Annotated in this window: 11 protein-coding genes; 7 read left to right on the top strand and 4 right to left on the bottom strand. The window is 43.3% G+C overall.

Features of this window, described 5'->3' with window-relative positions; all coding sequences use genetic code 11:
- Together rsmB and LC605_RS06575 are read left to right on the top strand one after the other, a co-directional pair.
- Positions 1–1,287, top strand: a 1,287-nt coding sequence (gene rsmB / locus LC605_RS06580; protein WP_229546754.1) for a 16S rRNA (cytosine(967)-C(5))-methyltransferase RsmB, incomplete at its 5' end; no start/stop codon positions are given.
- Between the two features lie 57 nt (positions 1,288–1,344).
- Entirely contained in the window at positions 1,345–1,767 is a 423-nt protein-coding gene (locus LC605_RS06575) for a TerB family tellurite resistance protein (protein WP_229546753.1), read from the top strand.
- 61 nt (positions 1,768–1,828) lie between these two features.
- On the opposite strand, the gene LC605_RS06570 is transcribed toward LC605_RS06575, so the two are convergent.
- The gene (locus LC605_RS06570) at positions 1,829–2,056 is read right to left on the bottom strand and encodes a photosystem II assembly protein Psb35 (protein ID WP_229546752.1); all 228 of its coding nucleotides are present in this window, start codon (positions 2,054–2,056) and stop codon (positions 1,829–1,831) included.
- A 339-nt stretch (positions 2,057–2,395) separates the two neighbouring features.
- The gene (locus tag LC605_RS06565) at positions 2,396–4,771 is read right to left on the bottom strand and encodes a transglycosylase domain-containing protein (RefSeq protein WP_229546751.1); all 2,376 of its coding nucleotides are present in this window, start codon (positions 4,769–4,771) and stop codon (positions 2,396–2,398) included.
- Between the two features lie 274 nt (positions 4,772–5,045).
- Here LC605_RS06565 and folK point away from each other — a divergent pair, with 274 nt between their 5' ends.
- The 3 genes from folK to LC605_RS06550 all read left to right on the top strand — a co-directional run bounded on the left by folK (position 5,046) and on the right by LC605_RS06550 (position 7,563).
- Positions 5,046–5,561 carry a 2-amino-4-hydroxy-6-hydroxymethyldihydropteridine diphosphokinase gene (gene folK / locus LC605_RS06560; protein ID WP_229546750.1) on the top strand — a complete coding sequence of 172 codons (516 nt, stop codon included), beginning with the start codon at positions 5,046–5,048 and terminating at the stop codon, positions 5,559–5,561.
- A 67-nt stretch (positions 5,562–5,628) separates the two neighbouring features.
- Positions 5,629–6,177, top strand: a complete 549-nt coding sequence (locus LC605_RS06555) for an NUDIX hydrolase (protein WP_229546749.1) — start codon at positions 5,629–5,631, stop codon at positions 6,175–6,177.
- Positions 6,178–6,753: 576 nt separating this feature from the next.
- Positions 6,754–7,563 (top strand): prohibitin family protein, encoded by an 810-nt coding sequence (locus LC605_RS06550; protein WP_229546748.1) that lies wholly within the window; start codon positions 6,754–6,756, stop codon positions 7,561–7,563.
- 171 nt (positions 7,564–7,734) lie between these two features.
- On the opposite strand, the gene LC605_RS06545 is transcribed toward LC605_RS06550, so the two are convergent.
- The gene (locus LC605_RS06545) at positions 7,735–8,196 is read right to left on the bottom strand and encodes a hypothetical protein (protein WP_229546747.1); all 462 of its coding nucleotides are present in this window, start codon (positions 8,194–8,196) and stop codon (positions 7,735–7,737) included.
- A 558-nt stretch (positions 8,197–8,754) separates the two neighbouring features.
- Between LC605_RS06545 and LC605_RS06540 the strand changes: the two genes are divergently transcribed.
- Positions 8,755–9,483: a hypothetical protein gene (locus LC605_RS06540; RefSeq protein ID WP_229546746.1), complete on the top strand. Its 729-nt coding sequence runs from the start codon at positions 8,755–8,757 to the stop codon at positions 9,481–9,483.
- Between the two features lie 11 nt (positions 9,484–9,494).
- Here the strand turns inward: LC605_RS06540 and LC605_RS06535 are convergent, their stop codons facing one another.
- Entirely contained in the window at positions 9,495–10,640 is a 1,146-nt protein-coding gene (locus tag LC605_RS06535) for a quinone-dependent dihydroorotate dehydrogenase (protein WP_229546761.1), read from the bottom strand.
- 371 nt (positions 10,641–11,011) lie between these two features.
- Here LC605_RS06535 and LC605_RS06530 point away from each other — a divergent pair, with 371 nt between their 5' ends.
- On the top strand, positions 11,012–13,933 hold the full coding sequence (locus LC605_RS06530; RefSeq protein ID WP_229546745.1) for a GAF domain-containing protein: 2,922 nt from the start codon (positions 11,012–11,014) through the stop codon (positions 13,931–13,933).
- The last annotated feature ends 71 nt before the right edge of the window (positions 13,934–14,004 follow it).

The raw sequence follows: 14,004 nt of genomic DNA, 5'->3' as shown, positions 1-14,004 counted from the left end.
GAGGGAGCAGGGGGAGATGAGGGAGCAGGGGGAGATGAGGGAGCAGGGGGAGATGAGGGAGCAGGGGGAGATGAGGGAGTAGGGGGAGATGAGGGAGCAGGGGGAGATGAGGGAGCAGGGGGAGATGAGGGAGCAGGGGGAGATGAGGGAGTAGGGGGAGAAAACACTCCCTCACCCCCCTCATCCCCCTCATCGCCCTCATCCCCCTCATCCCCCTCATCGCCCTCATCGCCCTCATCCCCCTCATCCCCCTCACCCCCCTCATCCCCCTCATCGCCCTCATCCCCCTCATCCCCCTCACCCCCCTCATCCCCCTCATCCCTCCACACTTATCCGTTACAACTTCCAGAAAACCCAGTGGAACGCTTGGGTATTTTACACAGCTTTCCTGACTGGATTATTCAAGTTTGGTTAGAACAATTGGGTTTAGCTGACACAGAACAACTGTGTGAATGGATGAACCAATCACCAACAATTGACTTACGTATCAACCCACTTCGCACTTCAATTGAGCAAGTTGAGGCGGCTTTGCAATCTGCTGGTGTTTTGGTGAGACGCATTCCTTATTTACCCCAAGCTTTACGATTGATTAGTAGTGCTGGGTCAATTCAAAAATTACCTGGTTTCAAAGAAGGTTGGTGGACTGTACAAGATAGTAGCGCTCAATTGGTAAGTCATTTGCTCGACCCCCAACCAGGTGAAGTAGTAATTGATGTCTGTGCTGCACCAGGGGGTAAAACAACCCATATCGCTGAGTTAATGGCAGATGAGGGAAAAATTTGGGCTTGCGATCGCACTCCTTCTCGTCTTCGCAAACTCCAAGAAAATTCTCAACGGCTAAATTTACAATCTATTCAAATTTGTACTGGTGACAGTCGCCACTTCAACCAATTTCAAAACACCGCAGACCGTGTATTACTGGATGCTCCATGTTCTGGGTTAGGAACTATGCACCGTCACGCTGATGCACGTTGGCGACAAACACCAGAATCTGTCCGGGAACTTTCGCTGCTTCAAAAAGAATTAATAACACATACTTCAGCTTTTGTAAAGCCTGGTGGTGTACTAGTTTATGCCACCTGTACATTGCATCCAGCAGAAAATGAAGAAGTAATTTCGGCATTTTTAGCTGAGTCATCTAATTGGCAAATTGAGTCTGTTGGCGGCATTGAGTTACCTAATTCTGCCCTTAGCACGCCTAAAGGTTGGTTTAAACTCTGGCCTCATAGACAGGACATGGATGGCTTTTTTATGGTTCGCTTAAGAAAAACCAATAATTCCGAGTGAATACTGTTTGGGATTGTACGATTTGGTGGAGGCCTGAATCTACCAGAGGAAGCAGCAATGGTTACCCCTTCCAATGTGAAAAACTTAGTTAAAATCCTGATTGGAGCAGCCTGGATCGATGGCAGAATCCAGCCAGAAGAACGGCAATATCTGCGCGAAATAGCTCAAGCAAAAGGTTTAGCTAACGATCCAGAAATTAAGCCTTGGTTGTACGAACTGATTCCTGTAAAGCAAAAAGAATGTTATGACTGGGTGCGGGAGTATTTAGGCGATCGCCCCAGCCCTAAAGATTGTGAAAATCTGATTGAAGCCATCAGTGGCTTAATTTATAGCGATGGTGAAGTCGCAGTGGAAGAAGCCAGACTCTTGACCCAATTGCAAGACATAGCCAAGCTGAATGATCCAACTCAACCAGTTCACAGTCTGCTTCTTAAACAAATTCAAAAGCTTTACCGCCGTTGGGTTGAAGTGCAAAACTAATCATAGTCAAAAGTTCATAGTCTAATGACTAATGACTAATGACTAATGACTAATGACTAAATTATGACTTCGGTTCGCCCAGACCCGGAGTTTCTTCTTTATCAACCTTAGGCACAAAATCAGGACGCTCTTTACTTTCCCAACCTGGGGGGCGTTTCGAGTTGTACCAAGCTATTGAACCGATGGTTACAGCAGCAATAAAACCTACGACGTACACCAAGGTGAAAGCAAAAGGAAAATGACTACCACCTGTTGCGACTGAATCTGCTGCCTGCATCAATATATGCATGAGTATATTCTCCAATGTTAAATAACACTACTTTACAGACTATAAAATGAGCGTATCATTTTACATCCTCCCGTAGTTTAGTTTAAGCAACTTCATCTTGCATAGAAAAGGACAGGGAAGATCGGGGAGAAATCAATTCAATAGGACTTACGCAAAAACCCTCTCAAACTCTGATTCCTCTGTGGCCTCTGCGTCCTCTGTGGTTCGTTTTCCGTTGCCTTTGCGTAAGTCCTATTCAAAATTCACTAGACATCTCCAAAAAAGAATTGTTTTGACGTAGCAGTGCTACGTCTCTACAAGGGTTGTGGGTAACGCATATTTAATTTCAACAGATGTCTACTAGTTAGAAGGTCTAAGTCTATCCCGCCAGCTAGGCTGTGACGACGAAGAACCTGAAGAACCAGAACTATCTGCCGGCGAGGAAGATCGCCGACTTCTGCGAGGCGGGGAAGAATCTGATTCTACTCTTCTAGATCGCCGCCGTGGACGAGATGATTCCTCAGAAGAGTTATTGGAACTTGATTCTTCCCTGCGATCGCGCCTTCTCCGTCTTCGGGTATAATCACCTGATTGCTGTTCTTCTTGAGAATAGCTCCTCCTCCTTCTACGTCTTCTAGATGAACCACTCTCTTCAGAATTTCTAACACTTTGCCCTTCTGAGTCATCATCAGAAGAAATAGAACGATTCAGCACTTGCTTGGGTTTGATGGCCTGGGCTTTGATGGTGCCTTTACGACCGTCTAACTTGGGTCGTTTGGGAAACTTTTCTACGGACATCCCTTCTACCGCTTTTTCCATAAACTCGTGCCAGGTGTAAGCTGCACTACCACTGCTGCCGTATGTGGGGCGGTTATCATCGTTACCTAGCCAGACTCCTGTTACCATTTGCGGAATGTAGCCAATAAACCATAAATCGCGGGCTTCATCGGAGGTACCGGTTTTGCCTGCAACTGGTCTATTATCTAATTGGGCAGCAGCACCAGTTCCTTGTTCTACAACGTTGCGTAGCATCCAAGTCATGATGGCGGCGCTGTCAGCGTCAAGGGCGCGTTTAGACTGGAAATTAGCTGACCAGATCACCTTGCCTTGACGGTTGAGGATGCGGTTGATACCATGAGACTCTGTATGCAATCCAAGAGTTGCAAAACTGCCATAGGCGCTGGTCAACTCTAGCAGATTGACTTCATTGGAGCCGAGAGCCAAGGAGTAGGTGGGCTTGAGTTCAGATTTTATCCCCATATCATGGGCAAGTTTAATCGTTGGCGTAAACCCCACATCAATCAACACCTTTACCGCAATAATATTAATAGAGCGGGTGAGGGCATCTCGGATGTTCATGGAACCCCGAAATCTTTCACTATAATTTTTTGGTTCATAGCCGTCTACGACAAAGGGTGCATCCTCGTAGCTATCGTAGGGGCTTTTACCGCTAGCGATCGCAGTGGCATATACAAACCCTTTAAATGTCGATCCTGGCTGCCGTTGTGCCTGGGTAACTCGATTAAACTGGTTTTTACTAAAGTCTTTTCCCCCAACCATTGCCTTAATTTCGCCGTTACGGGGGTCAATGGCTACCATTGCTGCTTGCTTAAAGTTTTCCCAGCGTCCTTGATTTCGCAGCGTTTTGGCAACTGCTTCTTCTGCGGCTTTCTGCCAAGTTGGATTCAGCGTGGTTTCCACTACTAATCCCTCACTTGCTAGCACCTTAGGAGAAACGTACTTCGGCAATTCTTTTTGGATGTAGCTGGTAAAGTAGGGTGATTCTACTTGTACTCGTTTGGGTAAACTGCTTTTGAGTGTTAATGGCTCCTCAAGGGCTTCTTGCCTTTGCTTTGCTGTAATCACTTTATCTTCTTCCATCCGTAGCAATACTAAGTCCCGCCGCCGTTTTGCCGCTTCCGGATTCTTGTCTGGGGCGTATAAACTAGGTGCTGGAGCTAATCCAGCAATCGTTGCCATTTCCGCTAAAGAAAGTTGGTCTGGCGATTTACTAAAGTATACCCAGGCTGCATCTGCCACTCCGTAAGCTCCACCTCCCAAATAAACCAGATTCAGGTAACGCTCTAAAATCTGATCTTTGGTTAATTCATTCTCCATTTTTTGTGCTAGGCGGACTTCCTTGAGTTTGCGCCAGATTGTCTGCTCTTGTTTCAAAAATAGAATCCGCGCTAGCTGTTGAGTAATAGTGCTACCACCTTCCACTACACCTTGCGATCGCAAATTATTCAAACCCGCTCTCACAATCCCTTGCGCATCAACTCCGTTGTGTTGCTGAAATCTTCTATCTTCTGAGGCGATGAAAGCTTTTTTTAAATTATCTGGTATTTGCTCTAGCTTTAGTTGTTCTCTAGTCGCTTCACCTTGTTGTTGCAATACACTACCATCAGCAGCTTTGATGGTCAGTGTTTGCTCTCTGAGTACGGCGGTTAGCTCGGACTGATCTGGCAAAGTGCGATCTATTAAACTGATGCCGTAGATCAAGGCTACTATCCCACCACCTACACCCAAGCCTGCCCAAAACCATATGCGACGATAGAGTGGTTTACCGCCAGTTGCCTCATTGGCCCTTTTCCTAGATGGTAAAATTTTCATTTTGCTCAGTAACTGCCTCGCCTGCGCCAGATTTGCTGGTAGTAAGCTCTCATTTGTCCCTCCTTGTCCAGAGTCACTCAAATTAGTTGGTCTTCGCTTGAACCAGGAGGTAAGCTTCCCCACGTCAGTTCCTCGCTCAAAGTAGTAACTATATAACCATCATCAATAATCAACTTTGGGGTTATAGCACTACCATTGTGCTAGTATAGTATCCTATAAATAATTAACGAAATTCACTATCAAATAATCTTTTTTTAATTTGCGTAATTTAATTTAGTAAAAAAGCTGGAATTTTGATAATTATTGCAAATATAAAAACTATTGACGTTTTTCTGGAACAAGTGCAGCGAAGTATCCGCAAAGGCAGCCCAAAAACGGCTGACTTCATGAGAGGACAATGCCTGCTGTGAGCTACGCCGAAGGAGAGCTAAGACGAAGCGCCCTTGCTCTTGGTAGTAATATGGGCGATTCACAAAAAATTTTAGAAGCAGCTATAGAGATTTTAGCCCAAACCCCAGGTATTTCCTTAGAAGCCAGATCCAATTGGTACCAAACCAAAGCCGTTGGGCCACCACAGCCAGATTACCTCAATGGCTGTATCACATTGCAGGTAGAAATGCTACCCCAGCAGTTATTAGAAATTTTGTTAGGAATTGAGCAACAATTTGGGCGTGTGCGTCAGGAACGCTGGGGGCCAAGAATTCTGGATTTAGATTTGTTATTATATGATGACTTTATTGTTGATACACCAAATCTCCAGATTCCCCATCCACGAATGCGGGATCGGGCCTTTGTGTTAGTACCACTGGCAGAAATTGCCCCAGATTGGATAGAACCAGTCTCAGGGTGTGTTATTAAAGAACTGCTGAAAGAGGTAGACTGTTCTGATGTACATTTACTGATGGGCAATTAAAATTACCATCTTTAAACGCAGAAGAACGCTGATTTCGCCTCTCTCTCACAGATAATCAGATTTTACTATGCCATTAGGTAGAGAATTACCACAACTGCTGAAACAACGCTTATTTTATAAAGGACGCAAGTTTGATTTTGAAGTTAATCGCTTGCGTTTGCCGAATAAATCCGAAGGAGAATGGGAATGTATTCGTCACCCTGGTGGTGCATTAGCTGTGCCGGTGACACCAGAAGGTAAACTTGTACTCGTGCGCCAATATCGTTTTGCAATTCAAGGACGGATATTAGAATTTCCGGCCGGAACTGTCGAACCAAATGAAGATCCCTTAGAGACAATTCAGCGTGAAATCGAAGAAGAAACTGGCTATAGTGCCCAAAAATGGGATAAACTAGGCGAATTTTTCCTAGCCCCAGGTTATTCTGATGAAATTATCTATGCTTTTCTGGCGCGAGATTTAGAAAAGCTGGAGACACCACCACCACAAGATGGAGACGAGGATATCGAAACTGTATTTTTGACTCCTGAAGAATTAGAGAAAGCTATTCTGGAGGGAGAGCCGGTAGATGCTAAATCAGTTTCTAGCTTTTTTCTGGCGCGTCCGTTTTTAATTTGATAACAATAGACATCTGGTGAAAAAGAACGTAGAGACGTAGCACTGCTACGTCTCTACAAGGGTTCTGGGTAACGCATATTTAATTTCACCAGATGTCTAAATGACTACGGGGGGGGTAAATATAGCGAATTGTATGGAATACAGACCTAACCCCCAGCCCCTTCCCTTCTAGCGTTGGGGAGTAAGATTCCATTCCTCTCTCCTCAGAGGAGAGAGGAATGGAAGTGAGGTCAAAACTGTACTGCACCCAAGCGAGAACCGCTATATATGCAGCTTCACAAAGAAACGGTATGACAAGAAATAAATTACTCAAATAAACAGTTATAAGAGAATGTTTGAAAAGTATTTCACTGTGACTTTAGGCACTTTTAGATCCCCCCTAGCCCAATACTGCGTAGGTTTTGGAAAATCGTAGGTTGGGTTGAGGCTCTGCGAAACCCAACAAAGCCCCCCAAATGTTGGGTTTCGTTCCTCAACCCAACCTACACGGGTTAAGGTTTTTGGGCAAAACCTACGCAGTATTGCCACAACTCCTAAATATGTGTCTCTATGCCAGAAGCATAGATGTTTCACACAATGAAAAAAAATACAACTTTTAACAGTGCCGGTAAACTGACTGCTCTTTTGTTTTTGATAACTCTCTTACTCACGCCTTGTGTGATTGTAAATGCAGGCGAGCGTGGTGTATTGATGAAATTTGGCGAAGTACAAAACCAGATATTAGGAGAAGGACTTCACTTAATTATTCCTGTAGTCAATACTGTGAAAAAGTTGAGTATTCGAGTCCAAAAACAAGAAATTTCTGCTGAGGCTTCTTCCAAAGATTTACAAAATGTTTTCGCCGATGTAGCTCTCAACTGGCATATTATTCCCCAGGAAGCAAATGTCATTTTTCAAGAAATTGGAGATGAACAAGATGTAGTTATGCGGATTATTAACCCAGCAGTTGAAGAAGTATTAAAAGCAGTAATGGCAAAGTATACTGCTGAAGAAATCATTACTAAACGAGGAGAAGTCAAAGATGGAGTAGATCATGCATTGTCTACGCGACTGGGTAGCTATCACGTTGCAGTTGATGATATTTCTCTAGTTCATGTCCATTTTTCAGAAAGATTTGGTGAGGCGGTGGAGGCGAAGCAGATTGCTGAACAAGAAGCAAAACGAGCAGAGTTTATCGCTTTAAAAGCAACAAAAGAGGCTGAGGCAAAAGTTAATCTAGCCAAGGGAGAGGCTGAGGCGCACAAATTATTACGTGATGGTTTAACTCCAGAAATCCTCCAAAGGCAAGCAATAGAAAAATGGAATGGTAAGTTACCATTAATTGTAAGTAATGAGGCTCCAAAATTGTTGAATTTAAGTGAATTTTTAAAATTTGATGAAAATTGAGATTTTTGATCGCTGATTTGCCTTCGACTGAAAAATTCAGAACCCTGATTTATTCAATAAGTCGGGGTTCTTTTTGTTCGTAAATCATTGACAATTGCTATATTGCTCTTTCATCACTCTGGTCTGTGCAACCCTAGAACGGATTCCTTTGTAGAAACGTGATCAGTTCAATTAACTCTTGGAGAATAAAATGGGAGAATCGAGAATCTTCAACTGGATTAATAATATAATCAACAAGGTATAAACTGTTGAAGAAATTAGACCCGTGAATAATTCTTTTTTGAGGTTATGATCTTGAGGTTCTTTTTGGAAAATGTCCTTAGAACCAAATTGCATCAATAGAATTCCGACAATATTAGAGAGCCAGTATCCTATAATTGAACAAGGTAGAAGTAATTTTGGGGAAAGTAAACTACATATATACCCAAAACCATAAGCTATTGGCAGATTGAATAGTAAGTCATTCCACCAACATAGTGGTGATAACAAATATCCCAGGATCAGAAAAAATCCGCCTCTGAGTTTTTTGAAAATGTCTTTTTTTAACTCTTTTGGAGTACACTGTTGCAACTGTTGCAGAGTTGTATTTTCCGTTAGATTCAACTCTTGAGTAACGTTTTGGACGCTTTCCATAAAAGTTCACTATTCCTATCGGTTTAGTGTATTTTATTAGATAAACTAAGCCAAAGTCTAGTACAGGAGTGATTAAATTTTGGCTTTTTGATGCTGAAATTACTTCTCAACCAGAGGCTGCGCCAAGGACAAAGCTCAGTATAAGTCAGTGGAACGCAGACGCTTACGAAACGCCTAGTCCCTTCCCGCTCAAAGAATACCTAAATTTTTTTAACGAACCGCAATCGCGTAGCGTCTCCCCCTGGGAGAAGGACGCATTCGCGCAGCGTCTCGTAAGAGTTGAACGCAAAGGAAGAGATAGGTAATCTTATGGCGCTTACTTAGGACTTAGGCAAAATCATGAAAAAACGAACCGCCATCGCGTAGCGTCTCCCCCTGGGAGAAGTACGCCAAGTACGCCAAGAAATAAGAGTTGCGGAGAGTTTTTGCGTAAGTCCTGTTACTGATATAAAGATTTTGCCGGCAAATTTGCCACAACTTTGCCAAAAGATACAAAAAAGTGCGCCAATTTTTGCCAATATATTATTATTTCCTAAAATTCACTTGGCAAAAATCAGCATGAGTGAAAAACCCATAGAAGGTAACGGCAAGGCTTTTCTCGTTCTACTTTTGCCCATCTCGTTTTTGATTATTTTTCTGGTTGCCACTTGGAGAATTTTACTGGCGCTAATTCTGCTGGTAATTGGCTTCAAGCTTTGGCAAGAATATCAATGGCAACAGTGGACTCATCGAGTTAACCCAATTTTTCATCAGTTGGTTCGCGAAAATCAAGGCAGACTTACGCCAATGGACTTGGCAATCAAGGGCAATTTTCCTGGAACAACAGCAAAACGCTATTTGGATAGTAAAGCCTCGGAATTTGGCGCTAGTATACTGAACTCCGAAGATTCGGGGCTGTCTTATTACTTTATAACTGCCAGCATTCTTGGCAACATTCTTGACAGTAGTGAGCCTGTTAAAGGACTTCCTGCTCAACCAGTTACTAAAACTGCGCGATCGCTCTTAGCACCACCACCAATAACCCCAAAGGAGGAAGAACTAGAAACTGCATCACTCCCACAGCCAACCCATGAGGAAGCTAAACGATCGCTGGAAAAACAGTTAGTTTTTGGCTCTCTGATCCAATCTGAACTTGCTAAACGGCTAAATGTTTATTCCAGTACGGTTTATAAACGACGAAATGATCCAGAGTTTTCTGAGTGGAGTCGCAGTAAAGACCCTGATGGTATAGCCTGGTCATACTCGGAAAAAACTAAGGAGTTTTTCCCAGTGGAGGAAGAAGGGTGAACAGTTCAAAATTAGAATTTGGGAATTTTTGTTTGTAAACCTACAGCTTCGTTGATGGAATTTAATCCGTTTTGTTCTAGTTTGGAAAGCAAACCTGCTAGAATCCGGCGTACCATCAGTGGGCCTTCGTAAATCCAGCCTGTATAAACCTGAATCAAGCTAGCACCAGCAATAATTTTCTCCCAAGCATCTTCAGGAGAAAAAATACCACCAACGCCAATAATCGGGATTTGTCCTTGGGTTTGCTGCCAAATAAAACGAATTACCTCAGTGGAGCGATCGCGTAATGGTTCACCGCTAATTCCGCCAGCCTCTGACTGGGGTGATTTGCCAGTTTGGTCAATCACCTGCGTTTTTAATCCATCACGGCTGATGGTGGTATTCGTGGCGATAATTCCCGCCAGTTGGTAGGTTTTAGCAAGAGTTATAATGTCAGCGATCGCAACCCAATCCAAATCTGGCGCTATCTTGACAAAAAGTGGTTTTTGTGCAGTATTTTCTTGTTGTAATAAATCCAAGATGGCACTGAGCATAGAAGCATCTTGGAGCGATCGCAACCCTGGTGTATTGGGAGAAGAGACATTAACAACAAAATAGTCTCCCAAATCTTTGAGTAAGCGAAAACTATCGAGATAATCTTGTGCGGCTGCTTCTAGCGGAGTTACCTTAGATTTACCCAAATTTATCCCTATGGGTATTGAGTGAGTTGACTCCTGTCTTTCCTGTGCCAAATGTGCCGCCATTGCTGCTGCACCGCGATTATTAAAGCCCATCCGATTAAGAGCAGCTTTGTCCAATGGCAATCGAAACAAACGGGGACGGGGATTTCCTGGCTGTGCGTGAAAAGTTACAGTTCCTAGTTCTGCAAAGCCAAAACCCAGGTTAGACCAAATGCCAGCAGCGACACCATCCTTGTCGAAGCCAGCCGCTAACCCTATGGGATTTGGGAAGTTTAGCCCAAACAAATTTTGTTCTAGCCGTGAATCGTACACACATAACGACTGCTTTAGGCGTTGGTTTACCCAATTAGCAGGGGAGCGATCGCCTGTCTGGGATAGCCAACTAAAACTGTGAATCGTCTGCTGGTGTAACCATTCTGAATCGGTTTTTAAGACATTGAACAAAACCGGACGAATGGCAACTTGATAAATATCCATTTCAATAATAGACATCTGGTGAAATTAAATATGCGTTACCCAGAACCCTTGTAGAGACGTAGCAGTGCTACGTCAAAACAATTCTTTTTCACTCCTATGTCTAATGTAAGTAAGTTGGCGCGAAAAAATCAAACTATTGTTATGAAACATAAATAGGCTTAAAATCTTTACGAATGACCAATGACAAAGGACAAATGACCAATGACCAATGACCAATGACAGCCTTAGCCAGTTAGCTTTAATTGCGCCCACCTACTTAACTTCAACGAACCTCGTTACCTAGAACTTTCAGCAAAGACCTGTGAGAATATTACTCAAGATGCTTTTCTGGGCATCTTATATATTACAACCTATGTAAACCAATAAATCAGATGGGGCAGCCGCAAAAACCTATAGCCGCCGAACAGCACATCCTCTCCTTGGGACGTGTCCTCCAGAGTCTTAGAGAAGAGGATGATGTTGACGTTCTGATTGAAACTACTATTTCTTATCTCAAGGAACAGTTTGACTACAGACTGATTTGGATTGCTCTTTACGATCGCCTGAATCACATATTGTTCGGCAAGGGAGGCATGACACCTGGTAATGATACCGTCTTTTTACGGCAAAGAGTTGTTCTTAGTCCTGGGGATTTATTAGAGCAAGTAGTGATTGAACAACATCCTTTGGGTGTAGCGGATTTACAAACCGAAATCCGCGCCGCCGAATGGCGAAAAATTGCAGAACAATTCCAGATCAAAGGAACGATTATTTTGCCAATTCGCTACAAAGACCGTTGCTTAGGCTTGGTGTTACTAGGTTCAGAACGCTGGGGCTACCTACTTACAGGGGAAGCAAAAGCACGTTTGATCATGGTTTTAGGCGAACTGGGGGCAGTGCTTTGTCAAAATGAAATGGATTTGCACTACAAGCAAATCAAGAGAACCGACGAACCATTATTAGAATTGCTAGAAAATTTACGCACCCTGACTAACCTTGATCAAAGACTTGAAGCAGCGGTGCAAGCAACTCATAAATTTGTCTCCCCCAGCCGGACAAATGTTTACTGGTTTGAGCGGGAAGGCCACTACTTTTGGTGTCGGATGAGCAATGATCTGGTGAAAGTTGATTGTAATTCTAGCAGTCAGCAAGCACCGGGAATGACTGTACAGGAATTAAGCGACTTTTATTATGCTTTGGCAACTAACCAAATTGTCTCTATTGGTGATGCACGCAGTTCTTTAAAGAGCCATTTTACGGCAAAATTGCTGGAACGGTTGAAGGTGCGATCGCTCCTGGCAGCCCCGATCATCTGGCAAAAGGACTTAGTAGGTTTTCTGGCGCTGGAAAGCAATGAACGTCGGATCTGGACGGAGACAGACAAAAATTTTGTCCGAGCTGCTGCTGGCTTAATTTCCCTGACTGCACCCACCGAAAGTATGGAAAACACCGTTAAACAAATTCAAGAGGATGTGGAACTAACTAGCCAAGTTGCTCAAGGTATTTATAGCGAACATGACCTTCAGGAAACTTTACACAACTGTGCTAAAAGAGTTTTAGTTCGACTAGGTGCGACGCGATTTTTGCTGTTGCAGTATGACCCAGAGCAAAATAATTATCAATTTATTTACCAAAATCAGCCCCATAATCGCCAACCTTTGACATTTACCTTTGATACTCTCAAAGAATTAGATGGGCAGCTTTTGCAAAGTTCAACTCAAGCGGTGGAAATTGAGAATTTAAATGAAGATTTACGCTTGTTTAACTGGCGTCCTCTTTTATTAGAAAATGGTGTGCGATCGCTACTTGTTTGTAAATGCACTCACGATCAGATACCAGCACTTTTGATCATCACTCACGAAACCCATCGCTGTTGGACAACAGTGGAAAAAGAATTGCTGTGGATTGTCAGTCAACAGATTGGTGTAATTGTTCGTCAGTGGCAATTGCACAACCGCACCCAGCAACAACAAAAAGTTTCCCAAGCATTTGAGCAATGCCTACGCATTCTGACACAATCCTCCCAAGGCAAAATCGAGGTTAAAAAAAAGCATTTAGAACGCACCGCACTCAAACAAATAGCATCAATTTTAGGCTGTCCCGTAGCCGTACTGCTATCCTGGTCGCCTGGGGAAAGTTGGGCAGAAATTATCCCTGGAGTCATTGACAATAATCAATTTGGAATTTTTTCGGATGCATCTATTCCGATCCAAACTGAAGTCTTAATTCAGTGGGCACTTGCTACAGAAAGTTACCTGACTTTGAAGGTAAATAATTTACCCCCAGAAACCCGGAAATGGTTCAATGCTCCAGACAAAGGTCAAATTTTGGTGATGGCATTACGTACTAATGCTGATTATGAAACCACAGGTGTAGTGTTGTTAGCAGACTCTCAAGAGCGTCGCTGGTCAGAACAAAGCCTCAGTGCTACAGCAACTCTGATTTCTCAATTAGGCTGGTGGCGTCGTGAAAAGCAAATTACCCGACTTCTAAAATCCACAACAGAGGAATTACAACAACTCAATTGGTATAAACATCGTCGTCTAGAGGAAATCCAAAGAATAACAGCACTATGCCTTAGTCAAATACATGATTTGGGCATTCCTGCTAATGAACTTACTCAGATGCGCTACGAGCTATTGCTGCGCCAGTTAGAGCAAACAACCACCTCCATGAGTGGATTGCTAAAACTTGAGCAGTGGCAGCTACATATCAGTTGTGAAACTATGCTTATAGCCAGTTTACTGAAGCGATCGCTTGAACGCATCGAAAATTTACTTAAACAACAAAAGCTGTGGATTGGTATACATGGTTTGGGACAAACGATTGACGAGCAAGAATCGCTCAAGAATTCTTCCCTTGCTAGAGGCGTTCCTACCTCAAGTTCACAATCTGCAATGGCGATCGCTGGTGATATAGTCAAAATTGAATTAGTTATCCATGAATTATTGGTTAGTGCCTGTAACCGTTCTCAAACCGGAGGCAAAATTGATATTTGGTGTCGCCGCTTAGATGCATCTCAAACCGTAGATGCAAAGCACTTTTTTACAAAGGTAAAAACTGGCCATCAGACATTGCTAGAACTGTCGATTACATACAACGGTGCGATCGAACCACAGTTACTTACAGAACTACATCAAAATACCCACAAAGATGTGCTTGCTCCCTCCAACCTCGACCAACCACCAGCCTTACATTTGTTAATCTGCCAAAACCTTATGCAGGAGTTGGGAGGAGAGTTGAATTTCTATCAATTACCAGATAATCGGGTAGTTACCCGCTTGTTATTGCCGTTAGTTGCTCATGATTCTTAGTGCAGCTTTGCGTGAAATCGTGGCGAATTTAGGCTTGAAATTTAAGCACCTGTTCAAGCAGTTTCTTTGGA

Origin of the sequence: Nostoc sp. CHAB 5836 (genome assembly GCF_020829445.1) — a bacterium.
Lineage (GTDB): Bacteria > Cyanobacteriota > Cyanobacteriia > Cyanobacteriales > Nostocaceae > Nostoc.
Note: the sequence above shows the minus strand (reverse complement) of the source record. Positions and strands in the feature narration are given on the sequence as shown.

What these genes read in the sequence shown, in the direction of transcription:
- LC605_RS06575 (WP_229546753.1), top strand. Translation starts at nt 1,345, where the DNA reads ATGGTTACCCCTTCCAATGTGAAAAACTTAGTTAAAATCCTGATTGGA.
- LC605_RS06570 (WP_229546752.1), bottom strand. Translation starts at nt 2,056, where the DNA reads ATGCATATATTGATGCAGGCAGCAGATTCAGTCGCAACAGGTGGTAGT.
- folK (WP_229546750.1), top strand. Translation starts at nt 5,046, where the DNA reads ATGCCTGCTGTGAGCTACGCCGAAGGAGAGCTAAGACGAAGCGCCCTT.
- LC605_RS06555 (WP_229546749.1), top strand. Translation starts at nt 5,629, where the DNA reads ATGCCATTAGGTAGAGAATTACCACAACTGCTGAAACAACGCTTATTT.
- LC605_RS06550 (WP_229546748.1), top strand. Translation starts at nt 6,754, where the DNA reads ATGAAAAAAAATACAACTTTTAACAGTGCCGGTAAACTGACTGCTCTT.
- LC605_RS06545 (WP_229546747.1), bottom strand. Translation starts at nt 8,196, where the DNA reads ATGGAAAGCGTCCAAAACGTTACTCAAGAGTTGAATCTAACGGAAAAT.
- LC605_RS06540 (WP_229546746.1), top strand. Translation starts at nt 8,755, where the DNA reads ATGAGTGAAAAACCCATAGAAGGTAACGGCAAGGCTTTTCTCGTTCTA.
- LC605_RS06535 (WP_229546761.1), bottom strand. Translation starts at nt 10,640, where the DNA reads ATGGATATTTATCAAGTTGCCATTCGTCCGGTTTTGTTCAATGTCTTA.
- LC605_RS06530 (WP_229546745.1), top strand. Translation starts at nt 11,012, where the DNA reads ATGGGGCAGCCGCAAAAACCTATAGCCGCCGAACAGCACATCCTCTCC.